Source organism: Roseomonas aeriglobus (assembly GCA_016937575.1).
In the GTDB taxonomy this organism is placed as follows: Bacteria; Pseudomonadota; Alphaproteobacteria; order Sphingomonadales; family Sphingomonadaceae; genus Sphingomonas; species Sphingomonas aerigloba.
Genome location: JAFHKN010000002.1, coordinates 1,924,981 through 1,943,014, shown reverse-complemented (window position 1 = coordinate 1,943,014; position 18,034 = coordinate 1,924,981). Strand labels below are relative to the sequence as shown.

Below are 18,034 nucleotides of genomic sequence, written 5' to 3'. Positions count from 1 at the left end.
ATTTTTGGAGAGATAGCATGGCCGAAGACGAAACGATCCGCGCCGAGCGACAGGGCGACGTGCTGGTCGTGACGATCGACCGACCCGATCGGCTGAACGCGGCGACGCCGGCGATGTTCGAACGGATCGCGGCCGCGCTTGCCGATCTGGACGGCGCACGCGCGGTGTTGCTGACCGGGGCGGGGCGGGGCTTCTGTTCGGGCGCCGACGTTGGTGGCGGGACGCTGAACGCCGCCGACCCCGGCCTCGCCACCTATGATGCGCTGACCCGATCCTATAACCCGACCATCCGCGCGATCGTCGATCTGGGCGTGCCGGTGGTCAGCGCCGTCCGCGGCCCCGCCGCCGGTATCGGATGCAGCCTGGCGCTCGCGGCCGATTTTTGCGTCGCGAGCGAAAGCGCCTATTTCCTCCAGGCGTTCGTCAACATCGGCCTGGTGCCCGATGGCGGCGCCAGCTGGATGCTGCCGCGCCTGATCGGCCGTGCACGGGCGATCGAGATGATGATGCTCGGCGAGCGGGTGCCGGCCGCGCAGGCGCTGGACTGGGGTCTCGTTCACCGCGTCGTTGCGGACGATGTGCTCGAGGCGGAGGCGCTGGCGCTGGCGACGCGTTTGGCCGCGGGCCCGACCGTGGCGCTGCGTCTGATCCGCCGAGGGGTCGCCGACGCGCTCGAATCGACGCTGGACGCGGCACTGGAACGCGAGGCGCAGGATCAGCGCCAGGCGCGCGGCACGGCGGACTCGATGGAAGGCGGCATGGCTTTTCTATCGAAGCGTAAACCGGACTTTCGCGGACGCTGAGGGTGCAAACGCAATCGGGACGGGGATCGTGATCGCGCTGATTGAGTTTGCACCCTCCCGCGCTAAATGCCCCCCATGACCACACACACCACCAAGATGCTGATTCTCGGCTCTGGCCCGGCGGGCCTGTCGGCCGCGATCTACGGCGCGCGCGCCGGCATGGAGCCGATCGTCGTCCAGGGCATCCAGCCCGGCGGCCAGCTGACCACGACCACCGATGTCGAGAATTACCCTGGCTTCCGCGAGGTGATTCAGGGTCCGTGGCTGATGCAGGAAATGCAGGCGCAGGCCGAACATGTCGGCACGCGGATGATGTGGGACACGATCGTGAAGGTCGACCTCACGCAGCGCCCGTTCCGCCTGATCGGTGACGGCGGCGACGTGTATGAAGGCGACGTGCTGGTAATCGCCACCGGCGCGCAGGCGAAGTGGCTCGGCCTCGACAGCGAAGAGCTGCTGAAGGGCAAGGGCGTCAGCGCCTGCGCGACGTGCGACGGTTTCTTCTACCGCGGCAAGAAGGTCGCGGTGATCGGCGGCGGCAATACCGCGGTCGAGGAAGCTTTGTACCTGACCAACCACAGCGACGACGTGACGCTGATCCACCGCCGCGACAGCCTGCGTGCGGAAAAGATCCTGCAGGCACGGCTTCACGCGAACGAGAAGATCTCGGTCCTGTGGAACAAGGAAGTCGTCCGCTTCATCGGCGAGGGGAGCCCTGAGGGCCTGGTCGCGATCGAGCTGAAGGACACGGTGACCGGCGAACACTCGCGGCTGGACGTCGAAGGCGGCTTCGTTGCGATCGGCCACCATCCGGCGACCGAACTGTTCCGCGGCCACCTTGCGCTCGACGACGACGGCTATATCGCGGTCGAGACGGGGTCGACCCGCACCAGCGTGCCGGGCGTGTTCGCGTGCGGCGACGTGATGGACAAGGTCTACCGCCAGGCGGTTACCGCGGCCGGCACCGGCTGCATGGCGGCGCTGGACGCCGAGCGGTTCCTGGCGGAGGCGGAGTTCGAGGCGGTGAAGGAAGCGGCGGAGTAGGCGATTCACGCCCACAGGCTCGTTTCGCGACGAATGGAGTGAACTAGCTCCGCGCGTTCACTCTGATCACCCCACCCTTCGGGGGAGGGCCCGGGGGTGGGACCTGTCCGCGAGCTCGTCGCATGTGGCACCGCCCCACCCCAACCCTTCCCCTGAAGGGGAGGGGCGAAGTCCGGCAAGGTCGTTTGCTTCGGCTTCAGCCGCGAACCGCGGACATGACGCGTTCGACCAGCCACGCGAAATCGCCATCCCCCGCATAGCTGTGACTCGCCGACGCCCGCATCTCGAGCGGCGCGCGCGGCCGGTCCGGCAGCTTCGCCCAGGCGTCCGCGAACGCCACCGCCGTATTGTCCTGCGCGGCAAGCAATAGTGTCACCGGCACGCCCGACGCCCGAAGCGCGGTCGCCATCCGCGGTAGGAGCCCGCTGTCTTCCGGCGCCCGAGCGACCTTCATCAGTCCCCCGGCGAGCTTTCGCAGGTCGACGCCACCGCGCAGCAACCGCAGCCATTCCCGCGGATCGCGCAGCCGCTCGGCATAGCGCGCGCGGATCGCCGCGGCCTGGGGCAGCGCGTCGTCGCTGCCGCCGATCCATGGGTTCGACAGCACCACCGCGTCAATCCCGGCCCGGGCATGGAACAGCGCCAGCGCGCTAGCCGCATCGCAATTCCCGAAACCGACAATCCGCGTGACTCCGCACGCCCGCAACGCCTCCGCCGCTGCGGCCATGTCCTCCGCGCCGCTCTCGAACCCGCCGTTGATCCCGCTCGAATCGCCGATCCCGCGACGATCATAGCGCAGCACCGGCACGCCGCACCCGGCCAGCGCCTGCGCCAATAGCGCCATCCCACGATGCGCCCCGCAGCGAAGCTCGTTACCGCCGGAGACGATCAGCAATCCCGTCTTCCCCGCCGCTTCATCGAGCGTCGCGACCAGCGTCTGGCCGGCGCAGGGGATTTCGATCAGCCGGCGCATGTCCGCACCCATTGCGCGATGTCCTCGGCCAGTGCCTCGGCAAGCGCGATATCGTTGCCGGGCTCGGCCCGACGCCACAGCGGTGCGCCCGCAACCTTGCGATCGGCAGGTGCGGGGTCGCTGTCCAGGCGCACCGTGCGTTGCGCTACGCCCGCACCAGCAAAGATCAGCGCGCCGGGCAGGTCGGCGAGCAGGTCGGATGAGAGCGACTGGCCCCCGATCCGGATCGGGTCTTCGTCCGCGCCGATGATGGTGTGACGATCATAGCGCGCCGTGCCACCCGCTTCCGCATTCTTGATCCGAACGAGTTCGCGCAGCACATCCTCGCCCGACTGAGGCGCCAGATGCCAGCGTCCGAAATTGAGCGAGAACGGATCGAGCAGCGCGCCGCTGCGGATGCCGACCGCATAGGTCCGACGACCCGCCGCGTCGAACGACAGCGTCAGCGCCTCGTGCGCTTCCCGCATCGTGGTCAGCGTTACGTCTTGCAGCGCCACCAGGCTTTCGCCCGTGCCCGGCAGGTCCGGCAGCACGCTCGCCACGCCGCACTCGGCAAGCGCGCGCATCATCGTCACCGCGAAGGTACGGGTGCGGTTCGCCTCTTCGAACAGCGGCAGCGCCACGATGACGACCGGGCCATGATCGGGGCCGAGGCGGATCATCGCCTCGCGTCCGCCCGGCCAGTCGTACCAATCGATCAACCGAGCGCCTTGCGCTTGGCGAATTCAGTCAGCGCGCCGAAGGTCTCCAACGTCTCGCCATCGATGTCGTCGTCGTCGATCAGGACGCCCAGTCGATCCTCGATCTCGGTCAGCACCCCCGCGACCGCCATCGAATCGAGTTCGGGCAGTGCGCCGAACAAGGGGGTGTCTTCGCGGAACGCAGCGGCCCGCTCTTCGCTCACGCCAAGAACGTCGCGCAGCACCGCGCGGACGGTTTCGACGATTTCGGCTGCCCCATCGGGTTGCACGGCCAGACTTCCCCCGAAAAAATCTTTTGCGCGCCCTACTTTGGGCGACACGCCTTGCCAAGTCCGCTCGCGGGTCGCCATGTGCCGTCATGGTTGCGCCAGACCCCACGCCCCGGCCCATCGACCATGTCCTGCGTGGGGCAGGGCACGCAATCGCGCTGGAGGACCGCGCCGGCGCACTGACCTACGCCGAGGCGGAGAGCGCCGTCGCGCGTTTGGCCGGCTGGCTGGCCGGGTTCGGCCTGTCGCCCGGAGCGCGGGTGGCGAGCTGGCTGCCGAAGACGCGCGACGCGTGCCTGTTGCCGCTCGCCGCGCCGCGGGCGGGGCTGGTGCATGTGCCGATCAATCCCGTCCTGAAGCGCGCGCAGGTCGCGCATATCCTGGCCGACAGCGGGGCGGGGCTGTTGATCAGTCAGCCGAGCCGCATCGCGACGCTGGAAGCTGGCGACGTGCCGGCGGGCGTCATCGTTCCGGACGCGATCGGGCAGGGCGACCCGCTGCCGCTGAGCAATGCCGATCCGGACAGGCTCGCCGCGATCCTCTACACCTCCGGCTCGACCGGCCGGCCGAAGGGGGTGATGCTCAGCCATGCCAATCTGTGGCTGGGCGCGGTCAGCGTCGCGCACTATCTGCACCTGTCCTCTGACGACCGTGTGCTCGGCGTGCTGCCGCTCAGTTTCGACTATGGCCAGAACCAGCTGCTTTCGACCTGGTATGCCGGCGCCAGGGTCATTCCGCTCGACTATCTGACCGCGCGCGACGTGGTGAAGGCGGTTGCGCGACATGGCGCGACGACGCTCGCCGGCGTGCCGCCGCTGTGGGTCCAGCTGCTGGAGACCGAATGGGACGAGGCGGGCGCGACGCTTCGTCGCCTGACCAATTCGGGCGGTGCGCTGACCCCGCGGCTCGTGCGGGCGCTGCGGGAGCGTTTCGCCCACGCCGACCTCTACCCGATGTACGGCCTGACCGAGGCGTTTCGCTCGACCTATCTCGACCCGGCTTTGGTCGATGCGCACCCGGACTCGATCGGCCGTGCGATCCCGTTCGCCGAGATCATGATCGTCCGTCCCGACGCGACCCGGGCCGCGCCCGACGAACCCGGTGAACTGGTCCACGCCGGCCCGCTTGTCGCGCAAGGCTATTGGCAGGATGCCGAGCGCACGGCCGCGCGGTTCCGCCCCGCACCCGCCTGGTCACAATATGGTGGTACCGCCGTCTGGTCCGGCGACACCGCGGTTGCCGATGCCGACGGGCTCCTGCGCTTCGTCGGCCGCGACGACGAGATGATCAAGTCGTCGGGCAATCGCATCAGCCCGACCGAGATCGAGGAAGCCGTCGTCTCCGGCGGCGAAGCGGCGGAGGCGGTGGCGGTCGGCGTTCCCGATGCGCGCTTGGGGCAGGCGATCGTCGTCGTCCTGCGCGGCGATCCGGCGCGCGAGGACGATCTGCGTGCCCGCTTGCGCCGGGACCTGCCGAGCTTCATGCAGCCCGCACGCTATGACTGGCGCGCGGAGCTGCCGCGCAACGCCAACGGCAAGCTCGACCGTGCGGCTCTCGCGCGGGATGTCCGGGAAGGGGAGGCCTAGTGAAGCCGACGGGTCCGATACCGCCGTGGTTCGCCGGCGACGGCGCGCTGGTCATTGCCGGTCGTACCGCCGATGCCTGGGCCGCGGAACACGGCACGCCGCTGTTCCTTTATGACTTCGCGATCGTCGCCGACCGCGTAGCCACGTTGCGCGCGGCGATGCCGGCGGCGGTCGAAATCCATTACGCGATCAAGGCCAATCCCTTTCCGCCGCTGCTCGCCGCCATCGCACCGCTGGTCGGCGGGCTCGACGTCGCGTCGGCAGGGGAACTGGACACGGCGCTGGCGGTGAAGGCTGCCGAACATATCAGCTTCGCCGGGCCTGGAAAGCGTGATGCGGAGGTCGAGGCCGCAATCCGCGCCGGGGCGACGATCAATCTCGAAAGCGATGGCGAAGCGACGCGTGCGCTCGCCATCGCCGACCGGATCGGCATCACGCCCAGGCTCGCCGTCCGCGTGAACCCCAGTTTCGAGCTCAAGGGTTCGGGCATGAAGATGGGCGGGCGTCCGTCCCCCTTCGGAGTCGATGCCGAGCGCGTGCCCGCGCTCGTCCGCCGGTTGGTCGCGGCGGGCGCGGACTGGCGCGGGTTCCATATCTTCGCCGGGTCGCAGGCGCTGGATACGGCGGCGATCATTGAGACGCAGGCGGCGACGGTGCGCCTGGCCCGCGATCTGGCCGACCGCGCGCACGCCGTGCCGCCGCTGGTCAATCTGGGCGGTGGCCTGGGCGTGCCCTATTTCCACGGGGACACGCCCGTCGATGTCGCCGCGGTGGGCGCCGCACTGACGGACGTGCTGGAGCCGGGTTGGGCCTATGCGATCGAGCTCGGCCGCTGGCTCGTTGCGGAAAGCGGCGTCTATCTGACCCGCATCGTCGATCGTAAGGAGAGCGGCGGGGAGGTCTTCCTCGTCGTCGATGGCGGGCTTCATCACCAGCTGGCGGCTACGGGCAATTTCGGAACCGTCGTCCGCCGCAACTACCCGGTCCGCCACGCACGGAGCGGCGAGCCGACCGAAACGGTATCCATCGTCGGCCCGCTGTGCACGCCGCTCGACCGGCTGGCCGACCGTATCGCCTTTCCGCCGGCCCATGTCGGCGACGTCGTCGCGATCTTCCTGGCCGGTGCCTATGGTCCGACTGCCAGCCCCGCGCGCTTTTTGGGGCATCCCGCAGCCACCGAACTCCTGGTGGGCGGTGTCGACTAACGCGTCACCCCCGGCGAAAAGGCCGGGGCCTAGCCAATATTATGGCTTCCGCTTATCTTCACGCACGATGATCCGTCGACGCGACGAACGGTGATAGCGTCGCGCGTTGGCCTTGCGGCGACCCCATAGGATAGCGGCGCCGATACCCAGGATCAGGACGGCCATCAGGACATAAGCGATCGATTCACGCGACATGCCGGTGTCCTAACCCACCGCAGGCCGGTCTCCGGCCGAGTTTTCCTTACAAATCACTAGCAAGATCATAATTTTAGATTTGGGTCTGAAGGCCGCCACGCGGTGTCCCTAACCCAAATTTTACCTCTCGTGCCCATAGCTGCCCTGTCCTGCGTGGATTCGCACAATCGAATCCGCGCGCAGACGGAGATGGGTCAGATGCGTTCGCGTGGTTCGATGAAGGTGGTTCTGGGAGCAGGCGCGGCGTCGCTGTTGCTCACCGCATGCGGCGGATCGGGTGGTCGTCCCGAACTGCCACCCGCTGCCTTCGTCGCATCGAAGGAGGGGCCGGGCGAGGAATATGTCATCGGCCCGCTCGACCAGTTGCAGATCTTCGTCTGGCGCAATCCGGAACTGACCGCCGACGTCCAGGTGCGCCCCGATGGCCGCATCACCGTGCCCTTGGTCACCGACATGCCCGCGGTCGGCAAGACGCCGACGATGCTGGCCGACGACCTGAAGCTGGCGCTCGGCGAATATATCAAGGATCCGATCGTCAGCGTCATCGTCAAGAATTTCGCGGGGACCTTCAGCCAGCAGGTTCGCATCGTCGGCGCGACCGAAAAGCCTGCGTCGATCCCCTACCGTGCCAACATGACGTTGCTCGACGCGATGATCGCCGTCGGCGGCCTCAACCAGTTCGCCGCCGGTAACCGCGCGCGACTGGTCCGGTTCGACAAGACCACCGGCAAGCAGCGCGAATATGCCGTGAAGCTCGGCAGCCTGCTGAAGAACGGCGATTCGCGCGCCAACGTCCGGCTGGAGCCGGGCGATGTCATCATCATCCCGCAGAGCATGTTCTGATGGGCAGCGGCCTGTTCGACGAACTGCGCCTCGCGCTGCATGCGGTGTGGACGCGCCGCTGGATCGCTTTGGGCGTCGCTTGGGCGATCTGCCTGATCGGCTGGCTGGTGGTCTCGCAGATCCCCAACCAGTATGAATCGCACGCCCGCGTCTTCGTCCAGCTGCGCAACATCCTGCCGACCCAGAACGGGGCGACCCAGGCCGACCAGACCAAGGCGGTGGATCGCATCCGCCAGACGCTGACCTCGGCGGTCAATCTCGAGAAGGTCGTCCGCGGCACCGACATCGCGCAGACGGTGTCGAGCGATCGCGACGTCGCCGATCGCATCGCCGGTCTGCAGAAGGCGATCAAGATCACCTCCACGCAGGACAATCTGTTCGAAATCTCCGCGACGATCGCCAATGCCGGCGCATCGGATGCAGCCAATGCGAAGCTCGCCCGCCAGATCGTGCAAAAGCTGATCGACATCTTCGTCGAGGACAATCTGTCGAACAACCGCGACGAAACGTCGCAGTCGCTCGCCTTCCTCGACAACCAGCTCGCCGCACGCCAGCGTCAGTTGCAGGATGCGGAGGCCAAGCGCGCCGAATTCCAGGCAAAGTTCCTCGGCTCGCTGCCCGGCACCGGAACGCTCGACGACCGCATGTCGCAGGCGCGCACACAGCTCGCGCAGATCGACAGCGATCTCGCCGCGGCGCAGTCGAGCCTGGCCGCGGTCAATGGCCAGATGGCCGGCACGGCGCCGACCATCGCCGGGGGCGGGGCGGCCGGTGGTGCGGGGCCCGCGCGCGCGCGGCTTCAGGCCATCCAGGGCCAGATCGCCGAAGGCCGCGGCCGTGGCTGGACCGATAACCACCCCGACATGATCGCGCTGCGCAACCAGCTTGCGGCCGCGACCGCTGCGGCGCGCGGCGAACCGGCAGGCGGGGGCGAGGGCGGCAGCCCCAACCCGCTCTACCTCTCGCTGAAGTCGATGCAGGCGGACAAGGCAGCGCAGGTTGCCGCGCTGCAGGAACGCCGCAACCAGATCAGCCGCGACCTGAACGCCTTCGATGCGAAGGTTGCGCAGTCGCCGGGCGCCGCCGCACAGCAGGCGGCGATCGATCGCGACTATCAGGTGCTGAAAAGTCAGTATGATCAGCTGCTTGCCGATCGCGAACAGACCCAGCTGCGCAACCAGGTCCAGACCCAGACGGACGCAGTGAAGTTCAATGTCGTCGATCCGCCGACGGCCCCGCGCGCGCCCACGGCGCCCAACCGCCCGCTGTTCCTGACCGGCGTGCTGATCGTCGGCCTGTGCGGCGGCATCGGGGCGGCGTGGGCGATGTCGCAGATGCGGACGACCTTCGCCACCGCCGGCCGGCTGGAAAAGGCGAGCGGCATGCCGGTCCTCGGCTCGATCGGGGAAACCGTATCGGCCGCGCAGGTCGCGCTGCGCCGTCGCCGCCTGCGCCTGTTTGCCGGCGGGGCGGGGGCGCTCGCCGCCGCCTGGGCCTTGCTGCTCGGTCTAGAATTCTTCCAGCGCGGCATGGTCGCCTGAGGCAGGTCCCGATGAACGACGCCACCCCCAATCGCCTGACCGGAAGCCTGGTCGAACGCGCCGCCCTGAAATGGGATCTGGCGCCGCCGCCGCTGGCGTATCAGCCGCCGCGGCCCGTCCGTCCGGTCGAGCCCGAGGCCCCGGCCCCGACGACGCCATTCGGCCCGGTCACCGCACCGGCGGCGGCGCCCGTCGCGCGGCCGCGGCGGAGCCGGCACCCGGTCGCGACGATCGACCGTGCCGGCCTTCGCCAGCATGGGCTGATCGTCCCTGGCACTGCGGTCACCGCGCTGGCCGAGGAATTCCGTCTGGTGAAGCGCAACCTGCTGACCACGGCACGCGAGATCGCGGACGCGGCCAAAGCACGGGCCATCCTGATCTGCTCGGCCCAGCCGGACGAGGGCAAGACCTTCTGCGCGATCAACCTTGCGCTGTCGCTGGCCGCCGAGCGCGATGTCGAAGTGCTGCTGGTCGACGCCGATTTCGCCAAGCCCGACGTGTTCGAGACGCTGGGCGTGACAAGTGAGGCGCCCGGCGTCCTCGACGCCATCGCCGACCCCGCGATCGACGTGGAGGACGGCATCATCGATACCGACGTGCCGCATCTGTCCGTGCTCGGCGCCGGCAAGCGGTCGAACGACGACACGGAACTGCTCGCCAGCGCGCGGGCGGCAGAGGTGCTGTGCCGTCTGACGACGGCCAATCGAAATCGAATCGTCGTGTTCGATTCGCCGCCGGCGCTCGCCGCATCTCCAGCGGCGGTGCTCGCACAGCATGTCGGCCAGACGATGCTGGTCGTCCGCGCCGATTCGACCAGCGAAAGCGACCTGCGCGAGGCGGTGACGCTGTTGGGTGCCTGCGATCACATCGGGCTGGTGCTCAATTCCGTCGTTTTCCAGCCTGGGGGACGGCGCTTCGGCTATTATGGGCAGGAGGGCGCGGAATGACCCGGCTGCGTACGATATTGCTTGGCAGCGTGGCCGCCGCGACCACCGTCTTCGCCACACCTGCCGCCGCCCAGCGCACGACGCGGCAGGTCACGCCCTACATCGAGGCCGCTCAGGTTCTGACCGCCGACCTCGATGGCCCCAACGACGTGCTGACCTATACCCAGCTCTCGGCCGGCATCGACGCGTCGGTCCAGAACCAGCGCGTGTCGGTGCAGGTCAGCTACCGCTACGATCACCGCATCGACTGGCAGGACCCGGTGGCGCAGGGCAGCGTCCATTCGGGCCTGGCGCAGGCGTCGATCCAGCTGACGCCGGCCTTGAGTTTCGAAGGCGGGGCGCTCGCCGCCCGTGCCCGCGACGACATCCGCGGTGCCGCACCGGGGCTCGCCGGGAATTCGCGCAACATCAGCCAGCTCTATTCGGCCTACGCCGGGCCGACGCTCGTCACGCATCTCGATCAGACGACGATCAACGCCGCCTATCGGTTCGGCTATACCAAGGTCGAGGCACCGAGCTTCGACTTCGGTATCCCCGGTCAGCCGGTACTCGACAATTACGACGCATCGACCAACCACATGGCGATGGCGTCGATCGGGACGCGGGCGGGCACCTATCTGCCGATCGGCCTGACGCTCAGCGGCGCGTGGGAGCGGGAGGATATCAGCCAGCTCGACCAGCGCTACGACGGCAAATACGCCCGGATCGATGCGGTCCTGCCGCTGTCGCCGACGGTCGCGCTGACCGCGGGCGCAGGCTATGAGAACATCCGCCTCAGCGCGCGCGATGCGGTGGTCGATCCGGTCACGGGTGCGCCCGTTCTCGACAACAACGGCCGGTTCGTCACCGACGCCGCCTCGCCCCGGCGATTGGCCTATGAGACCGACGGACTGTTCTGGGATGCCGGCGTCATCTGGCGGCCGAGCGAGCGCACCACGCTGCAGGGCCGCGTCGGGCGCCGCTACGACACGACGAGCTATACGGGCTCGTTCAGCTGGGCGGTGTCGAACCGCACCGGGGTGAATATCGGCGTCTACGACAGCATCGACAGCATCGGCCGGGGCCTGAGCGACACGCTCGCGGCGCTGCCGACCAGCTTCGTCACCCAGCCCGATCCGTTCGGCGACCAGTTCAGCGGCTGCGTGTTCGGCGACGGCCAGAGCGCGGGCGGCTTTACCGGCGTGCAGGCCTCCGGCGGCTGTCTGACGCCGCTGCTTGGCGCGCTGACCACCGCCAGCTTCCGCTCGCGCGGCATCGTCGGCGTCGTTTCGACGGTGTCGGGGCCGTGGTCGCTGGGCGTCGGCGCGGGCTATGCCAACCGCAGCTTCCTGGTTCCGAACAGCGGTCCCGCTGCGGTGCTGCGCGGCATCCGCGACGACATGTATTTCGGCCAAGTCACGCTGGGTCGCGCCTTCGATGCGCGCTCGTCGCTGACGGCCGATGCGTATGTCACCTATTTCGACAGCGGGCTGGGCGGTGCGCCCAACGTCCTCGGGGTGGGGGGCAATACCAGCTATTCCTACACCTTCGGCCGGCTGGGCGCGATCGCGTCGCTGGGCGTCTACGCGTTCGACCAGAACAACGTCGCCTCCGACGTGTCCGGTCAGGCGCTGCTCGGCCTGCGCTACTCCCTCCGTTGACTTGCGATTTGCGCCTGAAGAAAGGCAACGACGATGTACGAAGAGCATTACGGGCTGACCGGTCGCCCATTCCAGCTGACGCCGGACCCGCGGTTCTGGTTCGACACCGCCACGCACAAGAAGGCGATGGCGTACCTCGGCTACGGCCTCTCGCAGGGTGAGGGCTTCATCGTCATCACCGGCGACATCGGCGCCGGCAAGACGACGCTCGTGGGCCATCTGACCGACACGGTCGATGCCGATCGCCTCAACGTCATCAAGATCGTGTCGACCCAGATCGTCGCCGACGACCTGCTGCGCACGGTGTGCGCCGGTCTCGGCGTCGATGCCGACGGCATGACGAAGGCCGCGATGCTGGCCAGCATCGAGCGCGGGCTGCACGCCGTCGCACGCGGCGGTCGCCGCACGCTCCTGATCGTCGACGAGGCGCAGGCGCTGCCGGTCGACAGCCTGGAGGAGCTGCGCATGCTCTCCAACTTCCAGGCCGGCGGCCATGCGATGCTGCAGATCTTTCTGCTCGGCCAGCCCGAATTCCGCGACAAGCTCGCCGCCGACGGGCTGGAGCAACTGCGCCAGCGCGTCATCGCCATGCACCATCTGGGGCCGATGGAGGCCGACGAGCTGGAGGCGTATCTCGTCCATCGCCTGAGCATTTGCGGCTGGACCGGCACGCCGCGGTTCAACACGCAGGCGCTCGCGACGATCTACGCCTGGTCCGGCGGCATCCCGCGGCGGATCAACAACCTGGTCAGCCGGGTGCTGCTGTACGGCGCGATGGAGGGGGTCGAGACCTTCACCGCCGCGCACGTCCATGCGGTCGCCGACGATCTGGCGGGCGATGGCATGCGGGGGGCCGCGCCGGTCAAGTCTGCTCCGGTAGCGGATGAAGCAACGGCTGCTCCCGTGACCGAACCGGACGTCGCAGACGAACCCACCCCGGCACCGCTGCCGATCCAGGCCGAAGCACCGGTGGTCGATACACCGCGACCGATCGCCGTCGAAACGCCTGTCGAAGCCCCGTTGGACATGCCCGTCGAAACGCCGGCCCCCGTCGCCGCCGATCCCGAGCCGATCGCCATGCGCCCGGTCGAGATCAGCACGACCCCGCGTCTGTTCGATCCGGTCAAGCTTCGTGGGCGCCGGTCGATCCTCGCTCCGGTCGATGCCGCACCGGAGGGACCGATCGAACCCGCACCGCATGTCGAGCCCGACCCCGTGCCGGAGCCCGAACCGGTCGTCGCTGCAGCTCCGCCTGAACCCGAACCGACCGTCATGGAATGGCCGCTTCGCCAGCCCGAGCGCCAGCCGGACCCGGAACCGACGCCGGTAGCGGCGCCCGCTCCCGTCGCCGATCTCGACCTCGCCCGGCGTCTTGCCGTGATCGACAAGCGCATGGACGAACAGGACGAAGCCATGCGTCGCATCCTAACGCTGATGGTCGACTGGATGGAAACCGGCCGCGGCGACGCCGGCGAGTTGCGAGGCAAGCTGGGCTGAGCGCCGCCCAAACCGTCGTCATCCCGCCTGCGCGGGAATGACGGACTCGCGTGCGGTCACTGACGACTTTGTAAGACATCACCGATAGGCTCCGACCCCATGCAGAATGCCCTGTCCGTCGATGTCGAGGAATGGTTCCAGGTCGGCGCCTTCGAGAATACGATCGCGCGCGCCGATTGGGACGGGCTGCAGTCCCGCGTCGCCGACAACACGACCCGCGTGCTCGACCTGTTCGGGGAAAGCGGCGTCAAGGCGACCTTCTTCACGCTCGGCTGGGTGGCCGAGCGTCACGGCGCGCTGATGCGCCGCATCGTGGATGAAGGGCATGAGCTCGCCAGCCACGGTTACGACCACGCGCGGGTCTTCACCTTCACGCCCGACCGGTTTCGTGCCGACCTTCGCCGCTCTCGCGCCGCGCTGGAGGATGCCGGCGGCGTCGCCATCACCGGCTATCGCGCGCCGAGCTTCTCGATCGATCCGCGCACGCCGTGGGCGCATCCGATCCTCGCCGAGGAGGGCTATGCCTATTCCTCCAGCGTCGCCCCCATCCGCCACGACCATTACGGCTGGGCGGATGCGCCGATCGCCGCGCATCGCCCGGTCGCGGGCAGCGATTTCATCGAACTGCCGGTCACGATGATCCGCATCGCCGGACGCAGCATGACCACGGGGGGCGGCTTTTTCCGCCTGTTGCCGAGCGTACTGACCGATCAGGCCGTGCGGCAGGTGAACGCGCGCGCCGGCCGCCCCGGCGTCTTCTATTTTCACCCATGGGAGGTCGATCCCGATCAGCCCCGGGTTGCGGGTGCACCTCTCAAGTCCAGGCTGCGGCATTACACCCGCCTGGGCGCGATGGCGGGCAAGCTGCGTCATCTGATCCGCCGCCATGATTGGGGCCGCGTCGACCATGTCGTCGCGCGGGAAGCGGAGCGGTTGCAGTGACGATGCCCTTGCTTGCCAGGCCCGTTGCCATCCGCCCGGCGGACACTCACGACGCACCGCGCATCGCCGCCTATGTCGCCGCCCACCCGGAGGGCACGCCCTTCCATCTCGCCGAGTGGAGCGCCGCGGTCGCCAGGGGATGTGGGCAGCAGGACCGCTATCTGGTCGCCGAGGGGGCGGACGGCGCCATCGCCGGGGTCCTGCCGCTGACGCTCGTGACGTCGCGCCTGTTCGGCACGGCGCTCGTCTCCGCCGGCTTCGGTGTCGATGGCGGGGTGCTGGCCGACGACGCCGCGACTGCGCAGGCGCTGGCCGACGACGCCTGGCGCATCGCGGTGGCCCAGGGCGCGACCTCGCTCGAACTGCGGGGCGGGCCGGCGCCGACCGGATTTCACACCAACACCGATAGCTATCTCGGCTTCGTCCGCGATCTCGCGACCGACGACGACGCGCAATTGCTTGCGATCCCGCGCAAACAGCGCGCCGAGGTCCGCAAGTCGTTCGACAAGGGGCTGACGATCTCCGTCGATGACGATCGCGCCGCGCATTACCGCGTCTATGCCGAATCGGTTCGCAACCTCGGCACGCCGGTTTTCCCCAAAACCCTGTTTGCCGCGGTGCTCGATGCGTTCGGCGACGCGGCCGACATCCTGACGGTGCGTCATCAGGGCGTTCCCGTCGCCAGCGTACTGAGCCTCTATTGGCGCGGGACGGTCTATCCCTATTGGGGCGGCGGCACCGAAGCGGCGCGGGGGCTGCGCGCGAACGACGCGATGTACTTCGCGCTGATGAACCATGCCCGCCGGCGCGGCTGTACGCGATTCGACTTCGGCCGGTCGAAAGTCGGCACCGGCGCTGCCGCATTCAAGCGCAACTGGGGCTTCGAGGGGCAACCGCTCGCCTATCACGTTCGCACCGCCGATGATGCCGCGCCGCGCAGCGTCAACCCGCTCGATCCGAAATACGCGCGCAAGATCGCCCTGTGGAAGACGCTGCCGCTGCCGATCGCGAACCTGGTCGGCCCCTGGCTATCGCGCGGGCTCGGCTGATGGACATCCTCTTTCTCGCCCATCGCGTGCCGTTTCCACCCGATCGCGGCGACAAGATTCGCGCCTACAATGTGCTGCGGTATCTGAACGCGCGCGCGAACGTGCATCTGGTGGCGTTCGCCGACGATCCGCGCGATCTCGACACGCCGGACCTGTGCGCGAGCCAGCACATCGTGCCGCGCGTCAAATCGAAACCGCGCGCGGCGATCGAAGCTTTGCTGTCCGGCCGATCGGTGTCCGAAGCCGCCTTCGCCGACGAGCAGTTCCGGGCGGCGGTGGATCAGCTTCTCGCCACGCATCCGATCGATGCGATCTACGTCTTCTCCAGCGCGATGGCGCAATATCTGCCGACGCACCTGCCGGCGCGGACGATCATGGATTTCTGCGACGTCGATTCGGTCAAGTTCGGCGAATATGCGCGCGGCGCGGGCTTCCCCCAGCGCTGGCTGTTCGCGCGCGAGGAACGCCTGCTCGCCCGCTTCGACCGCGCCGTCGCCGCCCGGGTCGACGCCAGCCTGTTCGTGAGCGATGCAGAGGCCGCGCTGTTCCGCTCGATCGGCGGCACAGGCGACATTCGCGTGGTCGAAAACGGCATCGACACCGTCAAATTCGATCCTGACGCCGATTTCGTTCCCGTCGACGCGGGTGATCCCCTGATCGTCTTCACCGGCCAGATGGATTATGCGCCCAATGTCGCGGCAGTCCGCTGGTTCGCAACCGACGTCCTGCCACAAATCCCCGAGGCGACCTTTGCGATCGTCGGCCGGGCGCCGACCGCGGAGGTGCATGCACTGGCCAGCGACCGCGTGATCGTCACAGGGGAAGTCGCCGACGTCCGCGGCTGGCTGGCGGCAGCGGCTGTCGCGGTCGCGCCGCTGCGGATTGCGCGGGGCATCCAGAACAAGGTGCTCGAGGCGATGGCGATGGCCCGGCCGGTGGTCGTGTCCGACGTCGCGGCGGAAGGGATCGATCATGGCGGCACGCTGCGCACCGCGGGCGATGCCGCGGGCTTCGCGCAGGAAGTCTCTGCCCTGATTGCGGATCGGGCGGCTGGGGATGCGCTGGGCCAGGCGGCGCGGCGGCAGGTCCAGGCGCGCTATGGCTGGGATGCGCGATTGGCGGGGTTGGATGGGTTGTTGAGGCTTGCCCGCGCTCGCCCGCACCCTTCCGCGACGCTGCCGCTCCCTCCCTCTCCCGTTGGGAGAGGGAAGGGCCCCGCCGCCGTGGGCGGTGGGAAGGGTGAGGGCGATCGGCTCCGGTCAAAGGCTGGCGCATGACCATCGCCATCCCCGCTGCCGCCTTCGCGCCGACCGAGCGCTGGCGCACGGCGCTTGCGACCCTCGCCGGGGTCTGGGCGGCGACGCTGGTCATCTTCCACCGCGACGTTGCCGACCTTGCGCAGATCTACTGGAACTCGACCACCTTCGGCCATTGCCTGTTCGTCCTGCCGGTCGTCGGCTGGCTGGTGTGGCAACGCCGCGACGAAGTCGCGCGCCTGGCCCCCGCCGCCTGGTGGCCGGGCGTGGCCGTCGGCGCACTGGGTGCAGCGGCCTGGTTCCTGGGCGATATTGCCGGCGTCGCGCTGTTTCGCCACACCGGCCTGATCCTGATGCTGCAAGGTGCGGTCGTCGCGCTGCTGGGACCGCAGGTCACCCGCGCACTGCTGTTTCCGCTCGCCTATCTGCTCTTTCTCGTCCCCTTCGGCGAATCGCTCGATGCGCCGCTACAGGTCGTCACCCGCGACATCGCGGTCCCGCTGCTCCACCTTTTCGGCGTGCCCGCCACGACCGATGGCGTGCTGATCACCACGCCGACCGGCTGGTTCGAAGTGGCGGAGGCCTGTTCGGGCGCGAAGTTCGTCATCGCGATGATCGCCTATGGCGCGCTCGTCGCCAACGTCTGCTACGTCAGTTGGCCCCGCCGGGCCGCCTTCTTCGCGATGGCGATGGTCGTGCCGGTGCTGGCGAACGGCGTTCGCGCGTTCGGCACGATCTACGCCGCGCATCTGACCTCGGTCGAAGCGGCGACGGGGTTCGACCATATCGTCTACGGCTGGGTGTTCTTTGCCCTGGTCATGGCGGGCGTTCTCGCGATCGGCTGGCGCTGGTTCGATCGCGATCCCGACGCTTCCTGGGTCGATATCGACCGCATTGCCCCCACGCCGTTTCGGCCGGCCAAGGATGGCCTGGTCGGCGCTGTGGCGATCGCCGTCGCCGCGCTTGCGTACCTGACCGGCGCGGTCATCGCGTCGCGCGCCGATGCGCTGCCGACGCAGCTCTATCTGCCCGACGTGCCGGGCTGGCGCCGGGTCGGCATCGATCAACGCGCCTTCTGGCAGCCGAGCTATCCGACCGCCGATCACCACCTATATGGTCGCTACGCCGATGCCCGCGGCCATGTCGTCGACGTCGCGGTTGCGGTCTATGCCGGGCAGCGCGAGGGGCATGAACTCGTCGCCTTCGGCCAGGGGACGCTTGCCGAGAACGACCGCTGGGTGAAGGTCATGGACGAAGCGCCGCTACAAAACGGCCGGATCGAGCGGATTACCACGGCGGGCGCGGTGGAACGTCTGGTCGGGACTTGGTATCGCGTCGGCGATATGGTTACCGCGAGCGACAATCAGGTGAAGGTGCAGACGCTGAAGGCGAAGCTGACGGGTGGGCGACAGGCGGGCGTGGCGCTGCATGTTTCGGCCGTAAAGGGCCGCGGCGCGGACACCCGCGCCGCGATCGCCGCGTTCCTGAGCGCCGCGGGCTCTCCGGCCAAGGTCACCGACACCGTCCTTTCGGGGCGCTAGGC

17 protein-coding genes are annotated in these 18,034 nt (G+C 68.6%); 13 read left to right on the top strand and 4 right to left on the bottom strand.

Annotated features, from left to right (window positions below):
* Positions 1–17 precede the first annotated feature (17 nt).
* Together JW805_09765 and trxB are read left to right on the top strand one after the other, a co-directional pair.
* Complete coding sequence (locus tag JW805_09765; GenBank protein MBN2972300.1) at positions 18–803, top strand: enoyl-CoA hydratase/isomerase family protein; 786 nt, start codon at positions 18–20, stop codon at positions 801–803.
* Between the two features lie 75 nt (positions 804–878).
* Positions 879–1,847 carry a thioredoxin-disulfide reductase gene (gene trxB / locus JW805_09760; GenBank protein ID MBN2972299.1) on the top strand — a complete coding sequence of 323 codons (969 nt, stop codon included), beginning with the start codon at positions 879–881 and terminating at the stop codon, positions 1,845–1,847.
* A gap of 196 nt (positions 1,848–2,043) precedes the next feature.
* Here the strand turns inward: trxB and JW805_09755 are convergent, their stop codons facing one another.
* Genes JW805_09755 through JW805_09745 form a run of 3 tightly spaced genes read right to left on the bottom strand, consistent with a single transcriptional unit; the run spans position 2,044 to position 3,790 of the window.
* Positions 2,044–2,820 (bottom strand): hydrolase 1, exosortase A system-associated, encoded by a 777-nt coding sequence (locus JW805_09755; GenBank protein ID MBN2972298.1) that lies wholly within the window; start codon positions 2,818–2,820, stop codon positions 2,044–2,046.
* Positions 2,808–3,521, bottom strand: coding sequence for a hypothetical protein (locus JW805_09750; GenBank protein MBN2972297.1), 714 nt, complete (start codon positions 3,519–3,521; stop codon positions 2,808–2,810). Before JW805_09750 ends, JW805_09755 begins: the two co-directional genes overlap by 13 nt.
* Complete coding sequence (locus tag JW805_09745) at positions 3,518–3,790, bottom strand: acyl carrier protein (protein MBN2972296.1); 273 nt, start codon at positions 3,788–3,790, stop codon at positions 3,518–3,520. The genes JW805_09750 and JW805_09745 overlap by 4 nt, the downstream gene beginning before the upstream one ends.
* An 89-nt stretch (positions 3,791–3,879) precedes the next feature.
* Here JW805_09745 and JW805_09740 point away from each other — a divergent pair, with 89 nt between their 5' ends.
* On the top strand, positions 3,880–5,376 hold the full coding sequence (locus JW805_09740; protein ID MBN2972295.1) for an AMP-binding protein: 1,497 nt from the start codon (positions 3,880–3,882) through the stop codon (positions 5,374–5,376).
* Positions 5,376–6,581: a pyridoxal-dependent decarboxylase, exosortase A system-associated gene (locus tag JW805_09735; GenBank protein MBN2972294.1), complete on the top strand. Its 1,206-nt coding sequence runs from the start codon at positions 5,376–5,378 to the stop codon at positions 6,579–6,581. Before JW805_09740 ends, JW805_09735 begins: the two co-directional genes overlap by 1 nt.
* Positions 6,582–6,620: 39 nt before the next feature.
* Here the strand turns inward: JW805_09735 and JW805_09730 are convergent, their stop codons facing one another.
* The gene (locus JW805_09730) at positions 6,621–6,776 is read right to left on the bottom strand and encodes a hypothetical protein (GenBank protein MBN2972293.1); all 156 of its coding nucleotides are present in this window, start codon (positions 6,774–6,776) and stop codon (positions 6,621–6,623) included.
* A 198-nt stretch (positions 6,777–6,974) separates the two neighbouring features.
* Here JW805_09730 and JW805_09725 point away from each other — a divergent pair, with 198 nt between their 5' ends.
* The 9 genes from JW805_09725 to xrtA all read left to right on the top strand — a co-directional run bounded on the left by JW805_09725 (position 6,975) and on the right by xrtA (position 18,032).
* A complete protein-coding gene (locus tag JW805_09725; protein MBN2972292.1) occupies positions 6,975–7,619 on the top strand; it encodes a polysaccharide export protein in 645 nt (214 codons plus the stop codon).
* Positions 7,619–9,160, top strand: a complete 1,542-nt coding sequence (locus tag JW805_09720; protein MBN2972291.1) for a hypothetical protein — start codon at positions 7,619–7,621, stop codon at positions 9,158–9,160. Before JW805_09725 ends, JW805_09720 begins: the two co-directional genes overlap by 1 nt.
* An 11-nt stretch (positions 9,161–9,171) precedes the next feature.
* On the top strand, positions 9,172–10,107 hold the full coding sequence (locus tag JW805_09715) for a hypothetical protein (GenBank protein MBN2972290.1): 936 nt from the start codon (positions 9,172–9,174) through the stop codon (positions 10,105–10,107).
* On the top strand, positions 10,104–11,747 hold the full coding sequence (locus tag JW805_09710; GenBank protein MBN2972289.1) for a hypothetical protein: 1,644 nt from the start codon (positions 10,104–10,106) through the stop codon (positions 11,745–11,747). Before JW805_09715 ends, JW805_09710 begins: the two co-directional genes overlap by 4 nt.
* A 33-nt stretch (positions 11,748–11,780) precedes the next feature.
* Entirely contained in the window at positions 11,781–13,244 is a 1,464-nt protein-coding gene (locus tag JW805_09705) for an AAA family ATPase (GenBank protein ID MBN2972288.1), read from the top strand.
* 99 nt (positions 13,245–13,343) lie between these two features.
* Entirely contained in the window at positions 13,344–14,186 is an 843-nt protein-coding gene (locus JW805_09700) for a DUF3473 domain-containing protein (protein MBN2972287.1), read from the top strand.
* A complete protein-coding gene (locus JW805_09695; protein ID MBN2972286.1) occupies positions 14,183–15,235 on the top strand; it encodes a FemAB family PEP-CTERM system-associated protein in 1,053 nt (350 codons plus the stop codon). The genes JW805_09700 and JW805_09695 overlap by 4 nt, the downstream gene beginning before the upstream one ends.
* On the top strand, positions 15,235–16,512 hold the full coding sequence (locus JW805_09690; GenBank protein ID MBN2972285.1) for a TIGR03087 family PEP-CTERM/XrtA system glycosyltransferase: 1,278 nt from the start codon (positions 15,235–15,237) through the stop codon (positions 16,510–16,512). Before JW805_09695 ends, JW805_09690 begins: the two co-directional genes overlap by 1 nt.
* Complete coding sequence (gene xrtA / locus JW805_09685) at positions 16,509–18,032, top strand: exosortase A (GenBank protein MBN2972284.1); 1,524 nt, start codon at positions 16,509–16,511, stop codon at positions 18,030–18,032. The genes JW805_09690 and xrtA overlap by 4 nt, the downstream gene beginning before the upstream one ends.
* Positions 18,033–18,034: the final 2 nt, after the last annotated feature.